20 protein-coding genes are annotated in these 24,218 nt (G+C 68.1%); 7 read left to right on the forward strand and 13 right to left on the reverse strand.

Annotated features, from left to right (window positions below; translation table 11 throughout):
• Nucleotide 1: 1 nt before the first annotated feature.
• The 3 genes from argS to ACZK2R_RS01370 all read right to left on the reverse strand — a co-directional run bounded on the left by argS (nt 2) and on the right by ACZK2R_RS01370 (nt 3,206).
• A complete protein-coding gene (gene argS, locus ACZK2R_RS01360; protein ID WP_012478915.1) occupies nt 2-1,690 on the reverse strand; it encodes an arginine--tRNA ligase in 1,689 nt (562 codons plus the stop codon).
• 114 nt (nt 1,691-1,804) lie between these two features.
• Complete coding sequence (gene radC, locus ACZK2R_RS01365) at nt 1,805-2,509, reverse strand: RadC family protein (protein ID WP_032130338.1); 705 nt, start codon at nt 2,507-2,509, stop codon at nt 1,805-1,807.
• Nucleotides 2,510-2,579: 70 nt separating this feature from the next.
• Nucleotides 2,580-3,206 (reverse strand): response regulator, encoded by a 627-nt coding sequence (locus ACZK2R_RS01370; protein ID WP_180838583.1) that lies wholly within the window; start codon nt 3,204-3,206, stop codon nt 2,580-2,582.
• Nucleotides 3,207-3,434: 228 nt separating this feature from the next.
• Between ACZK2R_RS01370 and coaBC the strand changes: the two genes are divergently transcribed.
• Genes coaBC through ACZK2R_RS01385 form a run of 3 tightly spaced genes read left to right on the forward strand, consistent with a single transcriptional unit; the run spans nt 3,435 to nt 7,525 of the window.
• Nucleotides 3,435-4,697: a bifunctional phosphopantothenoylcysteine decarboxylase/phosphopantothenate--cysteine ligase CoaBC gene (gene coaBC / locus ACZK2R_RS01375; protein WP_180838584.1), complete on the forward strand. Its 1,263-nt coding sequence runs from the start codon at nt 3,435-3,437 to the stop codon at nt 4,695-4,697.
• A complete protein-coding gene (dut, locus tag ACZK2R_RS01380; protein WP_180838585.1) occupies nt 4,694-5,167 on the forward strand; it encodes a dUTP diphosphatase in 474 nt (157 codons plus the stop codon). The genes coaBC and dut overlap by 4 nt, the downstream gene beginning before the upstream one ends.
• A gap of 12 nt (nt 5,168-5,179) precedes the next feature.
• Nucleotides 5,180-7,525, forward strand: coding sequence for a phosphomannomutase/phosphoglucomutase (locus tag ACZK2R_RS01385; RefSeq protein WP_180838586.1), 2,346 nt, complete (start codon nt 5,180-5,182; stop codon nt 7,523-7,525).
• A gap of 318 nt (nt 7,526-7,843) precedes the next feature.
• On the opposite strand, the gene ACZK2R_RS01390 is transcribed toward ACZK2R_RS01385, so the two are convergent.
• The 8 genes from ACZK2R_RS01390 to pyrE all read right to left on the reverse strand — a co-directional run bounded on the left by ACZK2R_RS01390 (nt 7,844) and on the right by pyrE (nt 17,283).
• Nucleotides 7,844-8,557, reverse strand: coding sequence for a response regulator transcription factor (locus tag ACZK2R_RS01390; protein WP_004153862.1), 714 nt, complete (start codon nt 8,555-8,557; stop codon nt 7,844-7,846).
• Complete coding sequence (locus ACZK2R_RS01395; protein WP_180838587.1) at nt 8,538-11,198, reverse strand: sensor histidine kinase; 2,661 nt, start codon at nt 11,196-11,198, stop codon at nt 8,538-8,540. The genes ACZK2R_RS01390 and ACZK2R_RS01395 overlap by 20 nt, the downstream gene beginning before the upstream one ends.
• Before the next feature lie 36 nt (nt 11,199-11,234).
• A complete protein-coding gene (kdpC, locus tag ACZK2R_RS01400; RefSeq protein WP_049421487.1) occupies nt 11,235-11,885 on the reverse strand; it encodes a potassium-transporting ATPase subunit KdpC in 651 nt (216 codons plus the stop codon).
• On the reverse strand, nt 11,882-13,939 hold the full coding sequence (kdpB, locus tag ACZK2R_RS01405) for a potassium-transporting ATPase subunit KdpB (RefSeq protein WP_180838588.1): 2,058 nt from the start codon (nt 13,937-13,939) through the stop codon (nt 11,882-11,884). The genes kdpC and kdpB overlap by 4 nt, the downstream gene beginning before the upstream one ends.
• A 10-nt stretch (nt 13,940-13,949) precedes the next feature.
• Nucleotides 13,950-15,656, reverse strand: a complete 1,707-nt coding sequence (kdpA, locus tag ACZK2R_RS01410; RefSeq protein WP_180838589.1) for a potassium-transporting ATPase subunit KdpA — start codon at nt 15,654-15,656, stop codon at nt 13,950-13,952.
• Between the two features lie 12 nt (nt 15,657-15,668).
• Complete coding sequence (locus ACZK2R_RS01415) at nt 15,669-15,761, reverse strand: potassium-transporting ATPase subunit F (RefSeq protein ID WP_005407770.1); 93 nt, start codon at nt 15,759-15,761, stop codon at nt 15,669-15,671.
• Nucleotides 15,762-15,935: 174 nt separating this feature from the next.
• A complete protein-coding gene (locus ACZK2R_RS01420) occupies nt 15,936-16,604 on the reverse strand; it encodes a hypothetical protein (RefSeq protein WP_180838590.1) in 669 nt (222 codons plus the stop codon).
• A 19-nt stretch (nt 16,605-16,623) separates the two neighbouring features.
• Nucleotides 16,624-17,283 carry an orotate phosphoribosyltransferase gene (pyrE, locus tag ACZK2R_RS01425; RefSeq protein WP_010486876.1) on the reverse strand — a complete coding sequence of 220 codons (660 nt, stop codon included), beginning with the start codon at nt 17,281-17,283 and terminating at the stop codon, nt 16,624-16,626.
• 162 nt (nt 17,284-17,445) lie between these two features.
• Between pyrE and ACZK2R_RS01430 the strand changes: the two genes are divergently transcribed.
• From ACZK2R_RS01430 to ACZK2R_RS01440, 3 genes are all read left to right on the forward strand, one after another.
• On the forward strand, nt 17,446-18,246 hold the full coding sequence (locus ACZK2R_RS01430; RefSeq protein ID WP_014035707.1) for an exodeoxyribonuclease III: 801 nt from the start codon (nt 17,446-17,448) through the stop codon (nt 18,244-18,246).
• Nucleotides 18,243-19,547 carry an AmpG family muropeptide MFS transporter gene (locus tag ACZK2R_RS01435; RefSeq protein WP_049421491.1) on the forward strand — a complete coding sequence of 435 codons (1,305 nt, stop codon included), beginning with the start codon at nt 18,243-18,245 and terminating at the stop codon, nt 19,545-19,547. The genes ACZK2R_RS01430 and ACZK2R_RS01435 overlap by 4 nt, the downstream gene beginning before the upstream one ends.
• Before the next feature lie 78 nt (nt 19,548-19,625).
• The gene (locus tag ACZK2R_RS01440) at nt 19,626-19,856 is read left to right on the forward strand and encodes a hypothetical protein (protein WP_180838591.1); all 231 of its coding nucleotides are present in this window, start codon (nt 19,626-19,628) and stop codon (nt 19,854-19,856) included.
• Between the two features lie 70 nt (nt 19,857-19,926).
• Here ACZK2R_RS01440 and ACZK2R_RS01445 read toward each other — a convergent pair whose 3' ends face one another.
• On the reverse strand, nt 19,927-21,054 hold the full coding sequence (locus ACZK2R_RS01445; protein ID WP_180838592.1) for an anhydro-N-acetylmuramic acid kinase: 1,128 nt from the start codon (nt 21,052-21,054) through the stop codon (nt 19,927-19,929).
• Nucleotides 21,055-21,119: 65 nt separating this feature from the next.
• Nucleotides 21,120-22,592 carry a M23 family metallopeptidase gene (locus ACZK2R_RS01450; protein ID WP_032128447.1) on the reverse strand — a complete coding sequence of 491 codons (1,473 nt, stop codon included), beginning with the start codon at nt 22,590-22,592 and terminating at the stop codon, nt 21,120-21,122.
• Nucleotides 22,593-22,759: 167 nt separating this feature from the next.
• Here ACZK2R_RS01450 and tyrS point away from each other — a divergent pair, with 167 nt between their 5' ends.
• Nucleotides 22,760-23,971 (forward strand): tyrosine--tRNA ligase, encoded by a 1,212-nt coding sequence (gene tyrS, locus ACZK2R_RS01455; protein ID WP_180838593.1) that lies wholly within the window; start codon nt 22,760-22,762, stop codon nt 23,969-23,971.
• Nucleotides 23,972-24,218: the final 247 nt, after the last annotated feature.

The following is a 24,218-nucleotide window of genomic DNA, read 5'->3' on the forward strand; positions in this document are numbered from 1 at the left end:
CTTACATTTTTTCCGGGGCGCTGACGCCCAGGAGTTCGAGGCCGTTGGCCAGCACCTGGCGCGCGGCGCAGGCCAGGGTCAGCTTGGCGTTGCGATCCGCAGCGTCTTCCACCAGCACCGGCGTCCCGTGATACCACGTGTGGAACGCGTGCGCCAATTCACGCAGGTACTGCGCCACCAGATGCGGTTCCAGCGCCACGCCGGCCGCCTCCACCACTTCCGGGTACCGCGAGATCTCGTTCATCAGCAGCAGCGAGGCGTCGTCGGCCAGGCGGCCGAGGTTGGCCAGGCCATTGCCCTGTTCGTACACCAGGCCCTTCTCCTGTGCCTGGCGCAGCAGGCTGCAGACGCGGGCGTGCGCGTACTGCACGTAGAACACCGGGTTGTCGTTGCTCTGCTGGCGGGCCAGGTCGATGTCGAAGGTCAGCTGCGAATCGGGCTTGCGCGCGATCAGGAACCAGCGGGTGGCATCGCGGCCGGCCTCCTCGATCAGGTCGCGCAGGGTGAAGTAGCTGCCGGCACGCTTGGACAGCTTCACTTCCTCGCCGCCACGCATGACGGTGACCATCTGGTGCAGCACGTACTCCGGCCAGCCCTGCGGGATGCCCACTTCCATCGCCTGCAGACCGGCGCGCACGCGTGCCAGCGAACCATGGTGATCGGCGCCGAGCTCGGTGATCGCGCGCTCGTAGCCGCGCTGCCACTTGGACAGGTGGTAGGCCACGTCCGGCACGAAGTAGGTGAAGGTGCCGTCGGACTTGCGCATCACGCGGTCCTTGTCGTCACCGAAGTCGGTGCTGCGCAGCCACAGCGCGCCACCTTCTTCATAGGTATGACCCGACGCCTGCAGCTTGGCGACCGCTTCGGCCACCTTGCCATCGGCGTACAGCGAGCTTTCCAGGAAATAGATGTCGAAGTCGACGCCGAACGCGGCCAGGTCCAGATTCTGCTCGTTGCGCAGGTAGGCCACAGCGAAGCGGCGGATCGCCTGCATGTCGTCCGGGTCCTTGGCACCGACCACGGTGCTGCCTTCCAGATCGACGCTGGCGCCGGCCATGTAGGCGCGGGCGACGTCGGCGATGTATTCACCGCGGTAGCCACCTTCCGGCCAGCCATCCTGGTCCGGCGCGATGCCCTTGATCCGCGCCTGGGTGGACAGCGCCAGGTTCTCGATCTGCACGCCGGCGTCGTTGTAGTAGAACTCACGCTTGGCGTTCCAGCCGTTGGCGTCGAGCACGCGCGCCACGCAGTCGCCGATCGCCGCCGCGCGGCCATGGCCGACATGCAGCGGGCCGGTCGGGTTGGCCGACACGTACTCCACGCCCACCGTGCGGCCATTGCCGGACAGGTTGCGGCCGTAGTCGTGGGCTTCCTTGATGACCGACGCGGCTTCACGCTGGTACGCGGCCGGCGCCAGGTGGAAATTGATGAAGCCGGGGCCGGCGATCTCGACCTTGCTGACGTCCTCGCTGCGCGGCAGTGCCTCGACCAGCGCCTGTGCCAGTGCGCGCGGATTGCTGCGCGCGGCCTTGGCCAGCAGCATCGCGGCATTGGTGGCGAAGTCGCCGTGGTCACGGGTCTTCGGGCGCTCGACCACGAAGTCCGGCGGCAGGGAGTCGGCGGGCAGGGTGCCATTGGCGCGCAAGGCTTCGATGCCTTGGCTGATCAGGGCGCGGAGGAGATTTTTCACGAGGCCTGCTGTGAGAATGAGCGGCGGAATCGCCCATTTTAGCGCAGATACCAGCGGCCACGCTGACCGAAACCTGCCTGTGGGGGCGACCGATGGCGCCTGGAGGGCGGGCGCTCAGCCGAACAGGCGGGGCTGGGGCGGCGACAGCAGGCCTCGTTCAGCAAACGAAACGGGGCGGCCCTCACCGACCACGAAGTGGTCCAGCAGGCGCACGTCCACCATCGCCAGTGCCTGCTGCAGTTCGTCGGTGATGCGGGTATCGGCGCTGGAGGGTTCCGGGTCGCCGGAAGGGTGGTTGTGGCTGAGGATCACCGCCGCCGCGTTGTGCAGCAGGGCGCGCCGCACCACTTCGCGTGGGTAGACCGGTGCGGCGTTGATGGTGCCGTGGAACAGTTCCTCGCAGGCGATCAGGCGGTGCCGGTTGTCCAGGAACAGGGCCATGAAGATCTCCCGGGCCTGCCCCCGCAGGCGGTGCTGCAGATAGCGGCCGACCGCGGCCGGGTTGTTGCCGACCGCTTCGCCGTGTTCCAGCTCGGCAGCCAGGTAGCGGTGGGCCAGTTCCAGCCCGGCAGCCAGCGTACAGCTGCGCGCCGGGCCGAGCCCGGGCAGGCGGGCCAGGTCACGCGCGGGGCGGTCCAGCAGCACCCGCAACGGGCCGTGCGCCTGCAGCAGGTCGCGCGCGGTCTGCACGGCATCGCGGCCACCGAACCCGGAGCCGAGAAACAGGGCCAGCAGTTCGGCGTCGGAAAGTGCCGTGGGCCCGCGCGCGATCAGCTTCTCGCGGGGGCGTTCCTGTTCGGGCCAGTCATGGATGGGCATGCCTGCATCATCGCCAGCCCGGGTGGCGGCTCCCATCGGTGCACACCGCAGCACCGGGTCGGGCGATGCCTCACCCGCGCCGGGTCTGCAGATAGTCGAACAGTTCCTGGTTGTTCTGCAGGCCCAGCTTGCGCTTGGCTTCGGCCTTCTGCCGGCTGATGGTCTTCGGGCTGCGCCCGCAGCGTTCGGCGACGGCATTCACGCTGAGCCCGGCCGCCAGCAGATCCAGCACTTCCTGTTCCCGCGCCGACAGCGGCGCCGGTTCGCGCGGGAACAGCAGGTCGCGCGCCTGCAGGTGGTGGCGCAGTTGTTGGGAAACGAACACCTGGCCGGCCAGTGCGGCGTTCAGTGCCTGCGGCAGTTCGGCGAAATCGGCGCATTTGTCGACCAGCCCACTGATGCCCTCGCGCAGCAGTCCGTCCAGCAGCCCGGGATGGCGGGCGCCGGTCAGCACCACCACCGGCAGCCTGGGGTGACGCACGCGCAGCGCGTCGATCAGCTCTGGACCGTCCGGGCCGTCACCCGGCATCGACAGGTCGGTCAGCACCGCATCGCAGTCGTGGTGGTCCACCAGCTCCAGCAGCTGGGCGCCGTCACGTGCACTGCCGACGATGTCCATCAGGTGGGTCTGCAGCACGATACGGATGCCATGCAGGACCACAGGATGGTCGTCGGCAATGATGATGCGTGGATGCACGAGGCTCCTCGAAGGTCGAACAGGCCACGGCAGACGGCAGCCAATGCCTGATTCTGCAAAAGCGCAGACCCGCAGAGGTATAGGAAAGGTCCGAAACCGATGCCCGGCAAACCCCGGGTCAAGCGCAACGTGCTCCATCTGCTGATAGCTGTCCGCTATGTGCACCCTGCACCGGGACATTACCGACCATCGGGTAAGCTAGCGCCCTCGTTTGCACAGGAATTCCAGGTGGCTGACTCCCCCAACGCTTCCCCCGCGCCGGCCCGCGCGCTGGAAGGTCAGAAACTGCTGTTGTGCGTCGGAGGCGGGATCGCGGCCTACAAGGCCCTGGAACTGGTGCGGCGCCTGCGCGACGCCGGTGCCCAGGTGCAGGTGGCGATGACCGCCGGTGCCCAGCAGTTCGTCACTCCGCTCAGTTTCCAGGCCCTGTCCGGGCAGCCCACCCGCACCACGCTGTGGGACAGCGCCGCCGAACAGGCCATGGGCCACATCGAGCTGGCGCGCTGGGCCGACCGCATCGTGGTTGCCCCGGGAACCGCCGATCTGCTGGCCCGGCTGGCCCAGGGCCATGCCGATGACCTGGTCAGCACGCTGTGCCTGGCCAGTACCGCGCCGTTGACGATCTGCCCGGCGATGAACCATCGCATGTGGCTGCACCCGGCCACCCAGGCCAACATCGCCCTGCTGCGCCAGCGCGGCGCGCAGGTGATCGGCCCGGTCGATGGCCCGCTGGCCGAAGGCGAGTCCGGTCCGGGGCGTCTGGCCGAACCGGACGACATCGTGGCCGCGCTGGCCGCCAATGGCAGCAGCGCGGCGTCCGTTGCCGCGCCGGAAACCCGCGCGCTGCAGGGCCTGCGCCTGCTGATCAGCGCCGGCCCGACCTATGAAGACATCGATCCGGTGCGCTATGTCGGCAACCGCAGCAGCGGCAAGATGGGCTTTGCCCTGGCCGCGACCGCCGCCGCGATGGGTGCTCAGGTGGTGCTGGTCAGCGGCCCGGTACAGCTGCCGACGCCGCCCGGCGTGCAGCGTGTGGACGTGCGCTCGGCTGCGCAGATGCGCGATGCCGTGCTGAAGTCGCTGCCGGCCGACATCTATATCGGTGCCGCTGCAGTGTCCGACTACACGCCGCGCCAGGTCGCGCCGCAGAAGCTGAAGAAGACCGCCGACAGCCAGTCGCTGGTGATCGAGCTGGTGCGCACGCCGGACATCCTTGCCGAGGTGGCTGCGCAGACGCAGTCGCTGAAGCTGGTGGTCGGCTTTGCCGCCGAAACCCACGACGTGGAGAAATACGCGCGTGGCAAGCTGGTCGACAAGCGCCTGGACCTGGTGATCGCCAACCAGGTCGGCATCAGCGGCGGCGGTTTCGAGAGCGACAACAATGCCGCCACGGCCTTCTGGCAGGACGGTGAACAGGTATTCCCGGCCACCTCCAAGCGCGAGCTGGCCGAACAACTGCTGGCGCTGATCGCGCGGAGACTCCAGGCATGACCCAGGCATCCACTTCCCAACCGCTGCAGGTCAAGCTGCTCGATCCGCGCTTCGGCGACAGCTGGCCGCTGCCGGCCTACGCCACCGAGGCCAGCGCCGGCATGGACCTGCGCGCGGCGCTGGATACCGCGCTGACCCTGCAGCCGGGCGACACCGCGCTGGTTCCCAGCGGCCTGGCCATCCACATCGCCGATCCGAACCTGTGCGCGGTGATCCTGCCGCGCTCGGGGCTGGGCCATCGCCACGGCATCGTGCTCGGCAATGGCACCGGCCTGATCGACGCCGATTACCAGGGCCCGCTGCTGATCAGCGTCTGGAACCGTGGCCGCGAGGCCTTCACCATCGAGCCGGGCGATCGCATCGCGCAACTGGTGATCGTGCCGATTGCCCGCGTCAGCCTGCAGGTGGTGGATACTTTCACCGACAGCGTGCGGGGAACGGGTGGATTCGGCCACACCGGGGTGCGTTGACAGGGGACATCGATGAGCGGCATCGGGGAAGGACAGCGGGGACGGTCGTTGGGACGCAGTGCGCCACTACTGGGGGTGCTGCTGATCCTGCTGGCCGGCTGGTTCGGATGGAGCGCAGTCCAGCAATGGCGCCAGGAGGCCAACGGCCAGGCGCTGGAAGCTGCACGTGACCAGGCCGTGCAGGGCCTGCAGGAGGCCGCTGCCGGCCAGCTGAAGCAGCTGCAGCAGCAGCTGAAGAACGAGCGCGTGCAGCAGGCGCTGCAGGCCGGTGATGCCGCTGCGGCGGCACTCGCGGTCCGCGAGAGCTGGACCGGCGTCGAGCACGCCGAGGTACTGGCCGCCGATCTGGCCAACGCCTACGCCGACCCGGCCGCCTTTGGCTATGCGCGATTGGCGCTGCTGGAAGCGGCATTGGCCGAAGGCAAGCCCAGCCTGCGCGTGGTCCGCGATGGCGGTGGCAATCGCCTGGGCCTGGCAGCGCCGGTTCAACTGGGCAGTCTCGGCCCGGCGGTGCTCTACGTGCGCCAGCCATTGCTGCGGCTGACCTCACCGCTGGACCAGGTGAGTGCGCCATCGGCCGGTTTCCTTGGCCTGCGCCAGGGCGCGCATGACCTCGTCGCCCAGGGCGATGCCGGCCTGGCCGAAAGCGCCGAAGCATTGGCGCGGCCGATTCCGGGGACGCCGTTGCGGCTGGTGGCCGCGGTACCCAATGTCGAACCTGGTCCGCTGGGCCTGGGTTCGCTGGCCAGCGCCATCGTTGCGCTGCTGCTGGCGTTCATCGCCGTGCTGCTGGTGGTGGGGCGCGGCCGCCTGCCGAAGTCGCTGCCGCTGCCGCGCCGGGCGACCGTGGCGGAAGCCGATCATGGCCCGACCCTGAGCGAGAGCCTGCAGATGGCGCCGCCGCCGGTGGCCGAGGCCAGCACAACTGAAAGTGCACCGCCGCCCCCGCCACCGGTTCCGGCCGAGGAACTGGCGGCCGGTATCTTCCGCGCCTACGACATCCGCGGCGTGGTTGGCAGTGAACTGACGCCGAAAACGGCGGCGCTGATCGGCCAGGCCATCGGCACCGTGGCCCTGGAGCAGGGCCTGCGCGAGGTGGTGATCGGCCGCGACGGCCGCCTGTCCGGCCCGGAACTGGCCGCAGGGTTGGCCGAGGGCCTGAGGCGCGCCGGTTGCGCGGTGATCGACATCGGCCTGGCACCGACCCCGGTCGTGTACTACGCCGCCTTCCATCTGCGTACCGGCACCTGCGTGGCGGTCACCGGCAGCCATAACCCGCCCGAGTACAACGGTTTCAAGGTGGTCATCGGCGGCGAGACGTTGTCCGGTGATGCCATCACCGATCTGTACCAGCGCATCGTCGAAGGCCGCCTGGTACAGGCCGCCGAGCCGGGCGATTACCAGCAGCGCGATGTCAGCGCCGACTACATCCAGCGCATTGCCGACGACGTGCAGCTGGACCGCCCGTTGAAGGTCGTGGCCGATGCCGGCAACGGCGTGGCCGGCGCGCTCGCGCCGCAGCTGCTGGAAGCGATCGGTGCGGAAGTCATCCCGCTGTACTGCGATGTCGACGGTACCTTCCCCAACCATCATCCCGACCCCAGCGAGCCGGCCAACCTGGAAGACCTGGTGCAGACGGTGAAGCGCTTCGGTGCCGATCTCGGCGTCGCCTTCGATGGCGACGGTGACCGCCTGGGCGTGGTCACCGGCGAAGGAAAGATCATCTATGCCGACCGCCTGCTGATGCTGTTCGCCGCCGACGTGCTGATGCGCAATCCGGGCGCGATGGTGATCTACGACGTGAAGTGCACCGGCAAGCTGTCCGACCACGTGCTGCGCAATGGTGGCAGCCCGCTGATGGGGAAGACCGGGCATTCGCTGATGAAGGCGAAGATGCGCGAGACCGATGCTGAGCTGGCTGGCGAGATGAGCGGCCACTTCTTCTTCAAGGAGCGCTGGTTCGGTTTCGACGATGGCCTGTATGCGGCTGCGCGCCTGCTGGAGATCCTGGCCCAGCGCGAGGAGACTCCGGACGAGGTACTGGCAGAGCTGCCGGAGATGGTGGCCACGCCGGAACTGAAGGTGCCGGTGGCCGACGGTACGCCGCACGCGCTGGTGGCGATGCTGGTGGCGGCGGCGCAGTCGCCGGACAACCCGTATGTGGGCGGTCGGTTGTCGACCATCGATGGCCTGCGCGTGGACTTCCCCGATGGCTGGGGCCTGGTGCGCGCCTCCAACACCACGCCGGTGCTGGTGCTGCGCTTCGAGGGCAATGACGAGGCGGCGCTGGAACGCATCCAGGCGCTGTTCCGCAGCCAGCTGCAGCCGGTGCTGGGCGAAACCCCGCTGGGGTTCTGAGGTGGGGCCGGGCTGCGCCCGGCGCCCGCCGAAGCAACGGCAGCAGCAACATCAACATCAACATCAAAAGCGAGCTATCCGCGGGATGGCGGGGCGGTGTCGGAGTGCGGGGACGCCGCAAGTACGTCCCTGTAGGCTTGGCAGCCTGACACCCCGCACTCCGACACCGCCCCACCCCTGACAATTTCCGCGATCTGTCGGAACGGCATGGACCGCTGTTGGTAGGTGTCGACCTTGGTCGACACAGTAGATCCACGCCATGCGTGGATGCTCTTCCGGATTCGCTTTGGTGGGTGCCGACCGTTGGTCGGCACACCCTCACCCCTTGAACCGCAGCCCGACGCCCGGTTCGGTGAACAGGTAGCGCGAATCCAGCGCTGAATCGCCCAGCTTGTGCCGCAGCTTGCCGACCAGGATGCGCAGGTAATGGGTGTCGTGCTGGTGGGTCGGGCCCCAGATCTCCTGCAGGATCTGTGGCTGGGTCACCACCCGCCCGGCGTTGCGCAGCAGCAGCGACAGCAGCGCGTACTCCTTGCGGGTCAACGCTACCGGCTCGCCATCCAGCGCCACTTCACGGCGGACCAGGTCCACATGCAGGTGGCCATCGTCGAATACCGGTGGCGTGCCATCACTGGGTACGCTGCGCGTGCGCAGCAGCGCCCGCACCCGCGCCATCAGCTCCTGCGTGCCGAACGGCTTGGTCACGTAGTCATTCGCGCCGGTATCCAGCGCACGCACCTTCTCCGCCTCGCCGGCACGCACGGTCAGCATGATCACCGGCACCTGGCTCCACTGCCGCAGTTGTTCCAGCACCTCGTGGCCTTCCATGTCCGGCAGGCCGATATCCAGGATCACCAGATCCATGTCCTCGCTGGCGGCCAGCTGCAGGCCTTCCTGGCCGGTGGCGGCCTGCCGCACCTGGTAGCCCTGCGCGCGCAGGCTGATGTCCAGGAACCGGCGGATCTGGGTTTCATCATCGATCACCAGCACGCGCGCGGCCGGCACGCTGGCATCAATCGGGGTCGGGCTCATCGTGGGAGGCTGGCTTGAGCAGGGGCAGGGTGATGCGGATCAGGGTACCGCGACCGTCGCGTCCGGGCAGCGCCTGCACGCTGCCGCCATGCGCGCCGATCATGCCCTGGCAGATGGTCAGGCCCAGGCCGGTGCCATGGCGGCCACGGTCGCCACGTTCAACGCTGTAGAACATGTCGAAGATGCGCGCACGCTCGTCGTCGGGAATGCCGGGGCCGGCATCGATCACGTCGATGCGCAGCTGGCCGTCCAGTTCACGCGCCTGCACCTGCACGGCAGCATCCGGCGGTGAGAACTTGGCCGCGTTTTCCATCACGTTGAACACCGCCTGTTCGACCAGCGCCGGGTGTACCCAGATCGGCGCCAGCGTGGCCGGAATGTCCAGCTCCAGCCGCACCTTCGGCTGGTAGCGCTGCAGGCGCCGTGCGGCCGAGCCGATCAGTTCGTCCACGCCGATCCAGTCGCGGTTGATCTTCAATCCCTCGTGGCCGAGGCGGGTCATGTCCAGCAGGTTCTGGATGTAGCGGTCCAGCCGTTCGCCCTCGACCAGGATGGTGTCGAGCAGGGCACGGCGATCGGCCGTATCCATTGCCGCACCATAGCTGGCCAGGCTGTCGGCCGAGCCGATCATCGCCGCCAGTGGCGAGCGCAGGTCGTGCGACACCGAAGAGAGCAGCGCCGAGCGCAACCGCTCGGTCTCGTTGCTGACGTGCGCCTGCTCCAGTTCCGCCACCAGCCGCGTGCGCAGCGCGGCCTGCGCGATGTCATCGACCATTGCTTCGGCCAGCTGCCGTTGTTCGGGCAGCAGGCGCGCCTGTGCGCCGGGCAGGTACAGGCCGGCCACGCCGATCGCGCGGTCCTCGCCATCCAATAGCGGCAGGAACCACCACTGCGCACCGGCCAGGGTATCGGTGAAGCGCCCACTGGGCTGGCCATGGCGCAGCGCCCAGTCGGCGGCGGCCAGGTCGGTGTCGCCGGGCTGGCTGCGGCCACCGGTTGCGGTATCGGCGCCGATCCGTAGCCAGGCTGGAACGTCCATGGCCTGTTCCAGTGCATGCCGACCCGCCTGCGCCACCTCGCCGTTGCCGGCCGCGCTGGCCAGCTGCCGTCCCAGCTGCTGGCGCGCACGCGCATGTCGATTCGCCGCACGCAGCGCGATCACCTGCATGCGCAGGCGCGAGGCCAGGCGTCCGGCCACCAGCGCGGCGGCCAGGAACAGGAACACGGTGATCACGCCCTGGCGCGCGCCGATGGCGAAGGTGAAGCGGGGTGCGATGAACAGGAAGTTGTAGGCGAGGAAACACAGGATCGCCGCCATCACCGCCACGCTGGCGCGCGTGCGCGCGGCCACCACTACCACCGCCACGATGAACACCATCGACAGGTCGGCCATGCCCACCCAGCGTTCGGCCAGCCATGCCACCGCACAGGCCAACGCGGTGGCGATCAGTGCCTGCGCCGGTTCGTAGCTGATGCCGCGCACCGGCGGCAGCAGGCCCTCGCGGCGCGAGCGCGCACGTGCCTGCGGCGTGCTGATGATGGTGATCTCGTAATGCGCGCCGCGCTGGATCAGCTGCTGGGTCAGGGTGCGGTTGAACATCCGCGCCAGCGGTCGCTCGCGGGTGCGGCCCAGTACCAGGGTCGACACGCCGTTATGTGCGGCATGGTCAAGCAGGGCATCGGCGATGCTCGATCCGTGCAGCAGTTCGGCGTCGCCGCCCAGCCGACGTGCCAGTGCGAAGGCCGCATCGATTTCGCGTCGGGTCGCGTCATCCTGGCGCCGGCCCTGCACGGTCACCACCGTCCACGGCGCATCGCGGCGTTCGGCGATGCGACGCGCCACCCGCACCAGGTATTCGCTCTGACCGCCGCCATCAATGGCCACCAGCACGCCGCGACGCAGCGGCAGGTTGCTCTCGCCGCGTGCAGCGCGTGCTTCGCGCAGGCTGCTGTCGACGCGGTCGGCCGCTTCCTGCATCGCCAGTTCACGCAGCGCGGTCAGGTTGGCCGGCGAGAAGAATGCCTGCAGGGCCTGTGCGGCCTGTTCGGGCACATAGACCTTGCCCTGCTGCAGGCGCGCGATCAGTTCGCGCGGCGGCAGGTCGACCAGCACGATGTCGTGCAGGCGGTCGAGCACGCCGTCCGGCACGGTCTCGCTGACGCGCACGCCGGTGATCCGCATCACCACGTCGTTGAGGCTTTCCAGATGCTGGATGTTGACCGTGGTCCAGACGTCGATGCCGGCGTCCAGCAGCTCCATCACATCCTGCCAGCGCCGCTCATGGCGGCTGCCGGGCGCATTGCGATGGGCCAGTTCGTCCACCAGCACCAGCGCCGGATGCCGTGCCAGCACGGCATCCAGGTCCATCTCCTGCAGGGTGTGGCCGTGGTAGGCCACTGCCTTCAGCGGCAGCTGTGGCAGGCCCTCCAGCAGCGCCTGGGTATCGGCGCGGCCGTGGGTTTCCACCAGGCCCACCACCAGGTCGACACCGCGGCGCAGCTGTTCCTGTGCGCGGGTCAGCATGGTGTAGGTCTTGCCCACGCCCGGCGCCGCACCGAGGAACACGGTCAGCTTGCCGCCGGCTTCGCGTTGCAGGCCTTCGACCAGGGCATCGGCCTGGCGGGTACGCGCATCAGTCATGGGGGCCATTGTGCGCGCAGCCGGTGCAGGCCGGCATCACGGTGCCTTGGCCGCGTGGTCCAGCGCGAAGTTCAGCGTCACCACGTTCACCCGCGGCTGGCCGAACAGGCCCCACTGGCGACCTTCGGTATGCGCCTGCACCAGTGCCTGCACGCGTTCCACCGGCAGGCCACGGGCGCGCGCCACGCGTGCCACCTGCAGCTGCGCCGCGGCCGGCGACAGCTGCGGATCCAGGCCACCTGCGGACTGCGTGACCAGGTCTGCCGGTACCTGCGCCGGGGTGACGCCTTCGCGCGCGGCCACCGCAGCGGTGCTGGCGGCAACACGCTCGGCCAGGGCCGGATTGCTGCGCGCCATGTTGGAACCGGCCGCGGCCATCGGGTCGTAGTTGGCTGCCGACGGACGTGCCTGGAAGTAGCCGTCACCGGTGAACGGCTGCGACAACCATGCCGAGCCGCGTACCTGGCCGTTGCCATCGCGCAGCAGGCTGCCCTCGGCCTGGGTCGGGTAGGCCAGGCCGGCAAAACCGGTGGCGATACCGGCGTAGACTGCACCGGCCAGCAGCAGGGTGGCGAGGCCCAGGCCGATCGCCGGGCGCCAGCTGGCACCATCCTGCAGGCTGGCCACGCGGGCCTCGGCCTTCTGTTCGCGCGGAAGGGAAGATGAAGTGGAAGCAGTACGGTTCATGCGCCGAATACCAGGACAAGAAGAAGGTCGATCGCCTTGATCGCTGCGAACGGCAGCAGCACGCCGCCGAGGCCGTACACCAGCATGTTCCGGCGCAGCAGTGCGGTTGCAGTGGCCGGGCGGAAGCGCACGCCACGCAGGGCGAGCGGGATCAGGGCGGGAATCACCAGGGCGTTGAAGATCAGCGCTGCCAGCACCGCATTGCGCGGGCTCGACAGCTGCATCACGTTCAAGGCGGCCATGGTCGGAACGGAGGCGGCGAACAGCGCCGGCAGGATCGCGAAGTACTTGGAGACGTCGTTGGCCAGCGAGAAGGTGGTCAGCGCGCCGCGGGTGATCAGCTGCTGCTTGCCTACTTCCACCACCGCCAGCAGCTTGGCCGGGTCCGAATCGAGGTCGACCATGTTGCCGGCCTCCTTCGCCGCCTGCGTACCGGAGTTCATCGCCAGACCGATGTCTGCCTGGGCCAGCGCCGGCGCGTCATTGGTGCCATCGCCGACCATCGCCACCAGGCGGCCGCCGGCCTGCTCCTGGCGGATGCGTGCCAGCTTGTCCTCCGGGCGAGCCTCGGCGATGTAGTCGTCGACGCCGGCTTCGGCGGCGATTGCGGCGGCGGTCAGCGGGTTGTCGCCGGTGATCATCACCGTGCGGATACCCATCGCCCGCAGCTGCGCGAACTTCTCGCGCATGCCGTGCTTGACCACGTCCGACAGCTCGATCACGCCCAGCACGTGGCGGCCCTCGGCCACCACCAGCGGGGTGGCACCGTTGCGTGCGACCTGCTCGACGCGCCCGGCCAGTTCCGCCGGCACGTTGCCGCCCAGCGCCTGCACGTGGGCACGGATCGCATCGGCGGCACCCTTGCGGATCTGCCGCCCATGTTCCAGGTCCACGCCGGACATGCGGGTCTGCGCACTGAACGCCAGGTACTCGGCGTGGTGCGGTTCGGCGGTAGCGCAGCCCTGTTCGCGCGCCAGGCGCACGATCGACTTGCCTTCCGGGGTCGGGTCGGCCAGCGAGGACAGCAGTGCGGCCTCGCGCAGCTGGCTGGCATCGATGCCGGCCAGCGGATGGAAGTGGCTGGCCTGACGGTCGCCGTAGGTGATGGTGCCGGTCTTGTCCAGCAGCAGCACGTCGACGTCGCCGGCCACCTCCACTGCCTTGCCCGACTTGGCCAGCACGTTGGCGGCCAGCGCACGGTTCATGCCGGCGATGCCGATGGCCGGCAGCAGGCCGCCGATGGTGGTCGGGATCAGGCACACCAGCAGCGCGATCAACAGCAGCGGATCGACCTGCACGCCTACGGCCGCGCCGATCGCCGGCAGCGTCGCCACCACCACCAGGAAGGTCAGTGTCATCGCCGCCAGCAGCAGGGTCAGCGCGATCTCGTTGGGGGTCTTCTGGCGGTTGGCACCTTCCACCAGCGCGATCATCCGGTCCAGGAAGCTGTGGCCCGGCTCGGCGGTCACCCGCACGATGATCTGGTCGGACAGCACCTTGGTGCCGCCGATCACGCCGGAACGGTCGGTACCGGCCTCGCGCAACACCGGTGCCGATTCGCCGGTCACCGCCGCTTCGTTGATGGTGGCCAGGCCCTGCACGATCTCGCCATCGGCCGGCACCAGCTCACCGGCACTGACGATCACGTGGTCGCCCGGGCGCAGCTCGGCGGCCGGCACCTGGGTTTCGGCGGCGCCTGGCTGCGGCGCCGCCAGCCGGCGTGCCACCAGGTCCTGGCGGGCACGCCGCAGCGACGCGGCCTGGCCACGGCCACGCGCTTCCGCTACGGCTTCGGCGAAGTTGCCGAACAGCACGGTCACCAGCAGGATCGCGGTCACCGCCAGGCCGAAGCCCAGCGGCGCGTTGCCGGTCAGGGTGACGATCGCGGCGACGATCGTGCCGGCCATCACCACCGCCATCACGGGGCTGCGCACCAGATGCATCGGCGACAGCTTGAGAACCGCTTCGACCAGCGCACGGCGCAGGCCGGCGCCATCCAGCAGGGCAGGGCGCGCTGCATGGGTACTACGGGTTGAACTTGCTTGGGTACTCATCAGGGTGTCCTTAGTGCAGTCCCAGGCTCAGGTGGTCGGCGATCGGGCCGAGTACCAGCGCCGGCATGAACTGCAGCACGGTCAGGATGACGATCACCGAGACCAGGGTCAGGGCGAAGGTCGGGGTTTCGATCTGCAGGCTGCCGGCAGACTCCGGGGCCTGGCGCTTGGCAGCCAGCTGTGTGGCCACCACCAGCGGAATGATCAGCAGCGGGAAGCGGCCCAGCAGCAGTACCAGCGAGCAGCTCAGGTTCCACCACAGCGTGGCGTCGCCCAGCCCTTCGAAGCCCGAGCCGTTGTTGGCGTAGGCCGAGACGTACTCGTAGAAGACCTGGCTGATGCCATGGAAGCCGGAGTTGGAGGTGCCCGCCAGGCCGGGTACGGCCAAGGTGATCGCAGTGAACACCAGCAGGGTGATCGGCTGCAGCAGCACCAGCAGGGCCAGCAGGCGCACCTGTGGCGTCTCCAGCTTGCGGCCGAACAGCTCCGGCGTGCGGCCAGTCATCAACCCGGCTAGGAACACACCCAGCAGCAGATAGACGATGAACTGCTGCAGGCCACAGCCGATGCCGCCCCAGATCGCGCTGACCAGCATGTTGACCATCGCGATGCCACCGCTCAGCGGCGCCAGCGAATCGTGCATGCCGTCGACCGAGCCATTGGAGACCTGGGTAGTCACTGCCGCCCACAGCGCGGTGCCATCGGCGCCGAAGCGCACTTCCTTGCCTTCCATCAGCAGCGGCGTGGCGGCGCTGGCGCTATGTCCTTCGCTCCACATCATCGCGCCGGTGGAAAGCAGCGACATGCCCAGCATGCAGCTGAACACCAGGGCGCCGAAGCGACGTCGGCCGGTGAACGCACCGATCATGAAGATCACTGCCATCGGCACCAACAGGATGCCGACGATTTCCAGCGCGTTCGACAGCGGGGTCGGGTTCTCCAGCGGGAAGCTGCTGTTCGGGCCGTACCAGCCGCCACCGTTGGCGCCCAGCTGCTTGGCCGCGACCATCGCCGCGACCGGGCCCAGCGGCAGCTTCTGTTCGGCCATGCCGGCGCTGGCGTCGATCGGCGTGGCCTGCGGCCCACCGGTCATCGTCGACGGCACGCCCTGGCTGGTCAGCAGCAGGGTCCACACCAGGCACAGCGGCAACAGGAAGCGCACGCACAGGCGCACCACGTCCACGTAGTAGTTGCCCACCGCCACCTGGCGGTCATCGCCGGTACCCGTCGCCGCCGCCTGCGGCGCACGCGAGAACAACGCGCGCAGCGTCGCCACTGCCAGCGCCAGGCCCATCATCGGCGTCACCACCTGCAGGCCGGTGATGCCGGTCATCTGCGAGAGATAGGACAGCTGCGCCTGACCCGAATAGTGCTGCTGGTTGGTGTTGGTCAGGAACGAGATCATCGTGTGCAGCGCGGTGTCCCAGCGCATGTTCGGGATCTGGTCCGGATTCAGCGGCAACCAGGCCTGGGTCATGAACACCGCCTGGGTCAACACAGCAACCACCACGTTGCTCAGCACGAAGGCCAGCACGTAGCCGCGCCAGGACATCGAGCGTGACGGATCGACCCCGAACAGCCTGTACAGCGGCTTCTCGATCCAGTGGAACAGCACGTCGACCTTCATCGGCGTGCCACGCATCACGCGGGCCAGGTACAGGCCCAGCGGCCACGCCAGCAGCAGGCTGGCGGCAATAATCACAAGCATCTCAGTCATGGCCGGCTCCGCTCAGAACGACTCGGGCCGCAGCACGACATAAAGGAGATAGGCGGCGGCGACCAGCACCAGCACGCCACACAACAACGACAGCCAGGGGGACATTGCAATAGCGTCCTGGTGGAACCCCTCCACCTCAGGCCGTCATCGTCGTCCTGCCCCCCATAAACGCACTACGCGCCGGACCGGGCCGACGCGTAAAGAGTGCATAAATTCCGTGGGCCAATCCGTAACCAGGCCCTGGGTAGCGCCGGGCCATGCCCGGCGACGGGAGCGTGGTCAGCCCGCCGGAGCCTGGCTCGCCGGCACCAGCCCCTTCAGCTCGCGATAGCGCTGCAGGGTGCTGTCGATCTCGGCCTTCAACGCCTGCTGCTGCTGCAGGAACCCGGCTTGCAGCCGTTGCTGCGACTGCAGCTGCACGTGCCGCTGGCGGATCGCCTCGGCCTGCTTGTCGGCCACCTTGCCACCGGCCAGTTCGCGGTCACCTGCGGCCGCCAGCAGCGCCACCAGCGACTCACGCAGGCTGGTGACGTTGTACTCGGCGGTCTTCAGGTTGTTGTCCAGCACTTCCTGGCGCTCGGCGAACACCCGGCGCAGGTCGTCCTCGCTGCCATAGGTGGTCAGCATCGCCTGCTCGGTGCGCTGGCGGGTCTGCGCGGCCATCAGGTCCAGCTGCTGCTGCGCCGCCTCCGTGCTGGCGGCGGCGCGCTCTTCGTCGGTCAACGCGCGCTGGACCTGCGCATTGCGCAGGCCGCTCTTCGCGTTGAACTCCTCGCGGGCATGGTTGACCGCGTCGGCCGGCAGCGAATCGCTGCAGATCCGCTCCTTGCCCTCGTTCCAGCAGTACAGCTTCTTTTCCGTCTTGACGCTGTCGCGCGACTGCGCCGGTACGGTGAACGGCACGGCCAGCAGCAGGGCGGCAAAGAGGACAGCAGGAACTCGGGACATGACCTTTCCCCTGGGTCGGTCAGCGGATCGAACGGACGCCGTACTGGGCCCGGTAGGCTTCCAGCGGCTGCCGGTAACCCACAAGTTCCGGGTTGCCGGAGGCGAAATCAAGCAGATCGGCCAGCGATGCCACGGCGATCACCGGAATGCCGGCTTCCTCGGCCACCGACTGCGCCGCCGAACGGCGATCGGTTTCCGAAGCGATCTCCTGGCGGTCCAGCGCCACCACGATGCCGGCCGGGGTGCCACCGGCGGCGCGGATGATGCCCAGCGCTTCACGGATCGCGGTGCCAGCGGTGATCACGTCGTCGACGATCAGCACGCGCTTGCCATTCATGTCGGCGCCGATCAGCTGGCCGCCTTCGCCATGGTCCTTGGCTTCCTTGCGGTTGAACGACAGCGGCAGGTCACGACCACGCTGGGCCAGTTCGCAGGCCATCGCGGTGGCCAGCGGAATGCCCTTGTAGGCCGGGCCGAACACCACGTCGTACTTGATCCCGGTGGCATCGATGGCATCGGCGTAGCAGGCGCCGAGCTGCGACAGCAGCGAACCGGAGTCGAAACGACCGGCGTTGAAGAAATAGGGGCTCAGCCGGCCGGACTTGAGGGTGAACTGGCCGAAGCGCAGGGCGTCGGCGGTCAGGGCCAGCTGCAGGAAACGGTGGCGGTGGTCGCTCATCAAAACTCGATTCATCTTCATTTGGAGCACAAATCCTAATCCAGCTGGGCGTTTCGCGCTCGTCCAGCGCCATGTGAAAGCCGTCCAGGCCCAGCCTGGCGGACTGCGCAGCCCGGCGGGCAACCGGTATGCTTGCCCGGTTTCCCGCCGCAGGTCCCCCGCATGCGCATCATCAGTTTCAACGCCAATGGCATCCGTTCCGCCGCGACCAAGGGCTTCCTCGACTGGTTCCGGGCCCAGGACGCCGACGTCCTGTGCATCCAGGAAACCAAGGCCCAGGAAGACCAGCTGACCGATCCGATGTTCCGCCCGGACGGCCACCACTGCTTCTACCGCGACGCCATCACCAAGAAGGGCTACAGCGGTGTAGCGATCTACAGCAAGCGCGAGCCGGACCAGGTGATCACCTCGCTGGGCTGGGCCCCGTTCGACGACGAAGGCCGCTACATCGAGGCGCGCTACGGCAACCTCAGCGTGGTCTCCTTCTATATCCCGTCGGGCAGCTCGGGCGACCTGCGCCAGGGCTTCAAGTTCGAAGTGATGGAATGGCTGCGGCCGATCCTCGAGGAATGGGCGCGCAGCGGCCGCGACTACGTGCTGTGCGGCGACTGGAACATCGTGCGTTCGGCGCTGGACATCAAGAACTGGAAGTCCAACCAGAAGAACTCCGGCTGCCTGCCGGAAGAGCGCGACTGGCTCAATGCCCTGTGCGCCGACCATGGCCAGGCCACCGATGTCGCCGCCGGACGTGGCTGGGCCGATGCCTACCGCCTGCTCAACCCCACCGGCGAGGACTACACCTGGTGGAGCAACCGTGGCGCGGCCCGTGCCAACAATGTCGGTTGGCGCATCGACTACCAGTTCATCACCCCGGGCCTGCGTGACCGCCTGCGCAGCTGCTCGATCTACCGCGACGAGCGCTTCTCCGACCACGCGCCGTTCATCGTGGACTACGACCTGTGACCGAGGCGGCCACGCCGGTCAGCTACAAGGGCTGGGCAGGAATCAAGCGTGCCTTCGGTACCCCGTCGGCGCTGACCATGGCCATGCTTGGCTTCGGTAGCGGCCTGCCGTTCCTGCTGATCGCTTCGCAGACCCTGTCCACGCGCCTGCGCGACGTCGGCCTGGACCTGGGCAGCATCGGCCTGATCAGCCTGGCCAGCTTCTTCTACCTGCTCAAGTTCCTGTGGGCACCGTTGCTGGACCGCTATGCGTTCCCGTTGCTGGGCGGGCTTGGACGCCGCCGCTCATGGTTGCTGGTATCGCAGGTCGTTGTGCTGGTGGCCCTGGTTGCGTTGGCCTTCGTGCGGCCCGAGCAAGGGGTCTGGCCGTTGGTGATGTGGGTACTGGTGGCCTCCTTCGCCGGTGCCACCCAGGATTCCGCGGTCGATGCCTATCGCATCGAGATCGCGCCGCAGTCTGCGCAGGCCGCGCTGGCCGCAACCTATACGCTGGGTTACCGGATCGGCCTGATTCTGGCCGGCGCTGGTGCGCTGTACCTGGCTCAGTTCGAAGGTTGGATCGTCGCCTACCTGGCGATGGCCGCGCTGATGCTGCTGCCGATCGTCACCACCCTGCTGTGTGCCGAACCAGAGCGCCCGGCCACCGCGGTGCAGCGCCGCATCGACATTGCCGAAGCCTTCGTCCAACCCATTTCCAGCTTCTTTACCCGCAATGGTGTGGCACTGGCGCTGGCGCTGCTCGCATTTGTCGGGTTCTTCAAGTTCCCCGATCAGGTCATTGGTGTGATGGCCGGTCCGTTCTATCTTGATTCGGGGTTTGACAAGGCCGACATCGCCACCGTCTCCAAGCTGTTCGGCGTGTGGATGGGAATCGGCGGTGCGTTCCTGGGCGGTATCGCAGTGGCCGCGTTCGGCTTCCGCCGCATGCTGCTGGTGGCCGCACTGGGCGTGGCGCTGTCCAACCTGGCCTTCCTGCTGATGGCGCACAACCCAGGCAAGCTGTGGGCATTCTATGCCGCGCTCAGTGCCGACAACCTGTTCCAGGGCTTTGCCGGCACCGTGCTGGTGGCCTTCATGTCGTCGCTGACCGACCGCAACTTCACCGCAACCCAGTACGCGCTGCTGGTCTCGCTGGCCAACCTGCCCGGCAAGTTCGTCGGCGGTGTCTCCGGCTACATCGTCGAAGCCACGTCCTACAGCACGTTCTTCATTCTCAGCTCGGTCACCGTGGTGCCGACCCTGCTGCTGCTGGCCTGGCTGTGGCCGCGCATCGCCGACCGTGGGCCACCGCCGGTCGCCTGATTGCCTGCCCGCCCGGTCTGCGGGATCATCGCCCCCGACGCGCCGAGGGGGCGGTGCCTTGCGAACGGGGAAGTGAGCATGGCCGACGTTGTGCTGCGGGACCTGGACCCGCTGCTGCTGGAACGTATCCGACGTGTCGCGGTTGCCCGCGGCTGGACCCACGAACAGACCTGCGCCGCCTTGCTGGAGCAGGGCCTGTTCGGCAGTGAACTGGAGGTCCGCTCCGGCTTCGGCGATCCCGAAGTGAACGCGCTCTCCGACGCCATCGCCGCCCTGCAGGCCCTGCCCGCAGGGCAGGGCTTCGATTAGTGCCCATGTAGCGTCGAGCCACGCTCGACCGCCGTTCCCGGTAGATCCACGCCATGCGTGGATGACCACCTCACGCCAGGTGGATCGCCCCCAGGATCCGCGGCCCCGTTGCCCCGGTCACGCCCGGCAGGTTGCCGGCCAGCCCGTCCATCGTCCGCTGCGCCAGCCAGGCGAAGCCCATCGCTTCCACGTACTCCGGGTCCAGCCCATGCACTGCGCTGGACTCCACCTGCACCCCCGGCAGCCGTGCAGCCAGCCGCTTCATGAGCTGCCGGTTGCGCACCCCGCCGCCGCAGACCAGTAGGCGCCGGGTCTGCGGCTGCTGCGCCAGCAGCGCATCGGCCACCGTCGCCACGGTCAGCTCCAGCAGGGTGGCCTGCACATCGGCGGCAGCGTACTGGCCTTCGCCCATGTGGGCCTCGGCCCAGGCCAGGTGGAACTGTTCGCGGCCGGTGCTCTTCGGCGGCGGCAGCGCGAACCACGGCTCCGAACGCCAACCCGCCAGCAGGCTCTCGTCCACCGCGCCACTGGCGGCATACGCGCCGTCGGCATCAAAGGTGCGGCCGGTGTGGCGCTGGCACCAGGCATCCATCAGCGCGTTGGCCGGGCCGGTATCGAAGCCACGCACCGCGCCTTCGCGCGGGATCAGGGTCAGGTTGGCGATCCCGCCCAGGTTGAGCACGGCGCGGTCTTCATCAGCCGTGCCCAGCATGCCGAGGTGGAAGGCCGGCATCAGCGGCGCACCATGGCCTCCGGCTGCCACGTCGCGGCGGCGGAAATCACACACCGTGGTGATCCCGGTCAGCTCGGCGATGCGGTTGCCGTCGCCCAGCTGTACGGTGAAGGCCGGATTGGCCAGCGGGCGATGGCGCACGGTCTGGCCGTGCGAGCCGATCGCGCGGACCTGGCTGCGGTCCACACCGGCCTCGGCCAGCAGTTGATTGGCGGCTTCAGCGAAGCTGATCGCGATCCGCGCGTCCAGTTCGCCCAGCTCCTCCAGCGAGTCCAGCGGGCCCCCTTCGCCCAGTGCCACCAGCCGCGCCCGCAGCACCGGCTCCCAGCGGGCGGTCAGGCCATGCACGAAGCGGCAGCCAGCGCCGCTGGGGAACTGCACCAGCGCGGCATCGATGCCATCGGCGCTGGTGCCCGACATCAGGCCAAGGTACAGGGGGGCGTCAGCGTCGACAGTTGTGTTCATGGCAGGCATAAAAAAAGGACGCGGCAAGCTTGGGCTGCCGCGTCCTTCTTCGTCAACGCAGGGGCTCAGCCGCGCTTGCGGCCGGTTGCCTGTTTGTCCTTGGCGCTGGCAACCTCGGGGGCGGCCTCGTCGCGGCTGGTCGGTGCCGGGCTGGCGTCGGCGTAGATCAGCTTCTCCATGCCCTGGATGCGCGCCATCGCCGGTGCGGTCTGCGCGCGGAAGGCGACCAGCTCGGCGCCCTTCAGCGGCTCCGGCGGCGGCATGGTCACGGTCAGCGGGTTGCGGTGCTCGCCGTTGACGCGGAATTCGTAGTGCAGGTGCGGGCCGGTCGCCAGGCCGGTCGAGCCGACATAGCCGATCACCGTGCCCTGGGCCACACGCTGGCCGGTCTTGATGTTCGCAAAGCGCGACATGTGGCCGTACAGGGTGGTGTGGCCGCGGCCGTGGTCGAGGATCACCACGTTGCCGTAGCCGCGCTGCACCCCGGCGAACTGCACGCGGGCGTCGCCGGCGGCCATGATCGGGGTGCCGGTGCGCGCGGCGTAGTCCACGCCCTTGTGCATGCGCATCTTGCCCAGCACCGGGTGCTTGCGCGCGCCAAAGGTCGAGCTCAGCCGTGCGAACGGGATCGGCATGCGGATGAAGCTCTTCTTCAGCGAACGGCCGTTGATGTCGTAGTACTCGGACTTGCCGTTGCGGTCGAAGCGGAAGCCGGAATAGGTCTTGCCACCGGTGGTGAAGGTCGCCGCCAGGATCTTGCTGGTGTCCACCTTCTCGCCTTCGCGCCAGGTTTCATCCATCACCACGCTGAAGCGGTCGCCCGGCTGCAGGTCCTTCGAGAAGTCGATGTCGTACTTGAAGATGTCGTCGGTCATCGTCGCGATCGCCGACGGCGACAGCCCGGCGCGGCGGGCCGCGGCATACAGCGAGCTGGTGATCTCGCCGCTGGTGACCACCGTGCGCGTGGAGGTCTCGCGTTTGGTCACCTTCTCCTTGATGTCATCGCCGGCCAGGCTCAGTTCCACCCGGTTGTCGGCATCGCGGTCGAAGCGGATGCTGCGCAGGTCACCGGACAGCGGCATGTCGAAGGCGATCTCGGCACCCGGGCGCAGCTTGGTCAGCGCCTCACGTGCACCTGGGTGGTCCAGTACCCGGTGCAGGGTGGTGGCCGGAATGCCGGCCTTGTCGAACAGGTCGCTCAGGGTCTGGCCGCGCTGCACCCGCAGCACCTGCCAGCTGTCTCCGGGCACCTGCTGCTGGCGGGCCATGGTCAGCGGCGGCAACGGCAGCGCCAGGCTGGTGTGGCTGTCGGCGAAGGGCGCATCGATGGTGTGCGAGAAGCCGGGAACGATCGTCGCCACCAGGGCGCCGATGGTCGCGAACAGGCTGGCATGCATCCAATGGCGGCGCGTCCAGCGCTCATTGAAGGCGGCGGGAAGATGTTGCCTGAGCTTCCGATGCAGGGCGTTGTCGTGCAGGACGTGGAGGCGTTCCTGGAAGCGCTGCTTGCGTGCGCGCCCTTGTTCGGAATTGTGCATCGGCGGTTTTTTCCTGGCAGCCCGGGAGCGCGGGCCTGATCGCCGGTTACCATAGACACCTGAGAAAACCGCGTCAAACCCTTGTGCCCATTGGCTTTTGTGAAGCCAATCGGGTTAACTTTGCTTTAACACCCCACACAAGAATCGGCGTTGCCGGGAGTAGTCACGTGTCCTCGATTGAAGAAGCCCTTGCCCTGATCGGCCGTGGTGCCGACGAGATCCTCAAGCTCGAGGATCTGCGTGCGCGCCTGCAGGAAGGCCGCCCGCTGCGGATCAAGGCCGGCTTCGACCCCACCGCGCCCGACCTGCACCTGGGCCATACGGTGCTGCTGAACAAGATGCGCCAGTTCCAGGACCTCGGCCACCAGGTCATTTTCCTGATCGGCGACTTCACCGGCATGATCGGCGACCCGTCCGGCAAGAGCCTGACCCGCAAGCCGCTCAGCAAGGACGACGTGCTGGCCAATGCCCGTACCTATGAAGAGCAGGTATTCAAGGTGCTGGACCGCAACCGTACCGAAGTCCGCTTCAACTCGGAGTGGTTCGGCAAGATGGGCGCCGCCGACATGATCCGCCTGGCCGGCCAGCACACCGTGGCGCGCATGCTCGAGCGCGACGACTTCGCCAAGCGCTATGCCGCCCAGCAGTCCATCGCCATCCACGAGTTCCTGTACCCGCTGGTGCAGGGCTACGACTCGGTGGCCCTGGAAGCGGACGTCGAGCTCGGCGGCACCGACCAGAAGTTCAATCTGCTGATGGGCCGCGGCCTGCAGGAGCACCACGGCCAGAGGCCGCAGGTGGTGCTGACCATGCCGTTGCTGGAAGGCCTGGACGGCGTCAACAAGATGTCCAAGTCGCTGGGCAACTACATTGGTATCAGCGAGCCGGCCATCGACATCGTCACCAAGACCATGAAGGTGGACGACACCCTGATGTGGCGCTGGATCGAGCTGCTGTCCTTCGACATCAGCCAGGCCGAAGCCGTACAGCTGCGCGAGCAGGTGGCCAATGGCGGCCTGAACCCGCGCGTGGTCAAGCTGCGCCTGGCGCGTGAACTGGCGACCCGCTTCCATGACGCCGCAGCGGCCGAACAGGCGGTTGCCGGTTGGGAAGCGGCGGTGACCGGGCAGGGCGACATCACCCAGCTGCCGCTGCAGGACGTGGCGATCCCGGCCGAAGGCCTGCGCATCGCCGCGCTGCTGACCGCGGCCGGCCTGACCCCGAGCAACTCCGAAGCCAACCGCAAGCTCAAGGAGCGCGCGGTGAAGGTGGACGGTGAAGTGGTCGAAGACGGCCAGCAGGTGCTGCAGCCGGGCTTCGAAGGCCTGCTGCAGGTCGGCAAGCGCACCTTCGCCCGCGTGCGCCTGGTCGCTGCCTGACACCAGGGAAGGGCCGGCGCAGCCGGCCCTTCCTTTTGTAGAGTCGAAGGCAACGGCAGGAGCCGTTGCCAACGTCGCTTGCGACGGCCCGGAGGGGGCCGGGCAGGACGCCCGGCATAGCCACGCTCGACTGCTCTTGCTCTTCGCGGGGTCCTCCCGCAGCGCGATGGATGAACGGATGCAACATCCGTTGAAAAAAATCGCCACACCCCCTTCACAAATGATGCGAATGGGGACATACTTCTCC

Source organism: Stenotrophomonas sp. 96582_Sma (genome assembly GCF_056480905.1).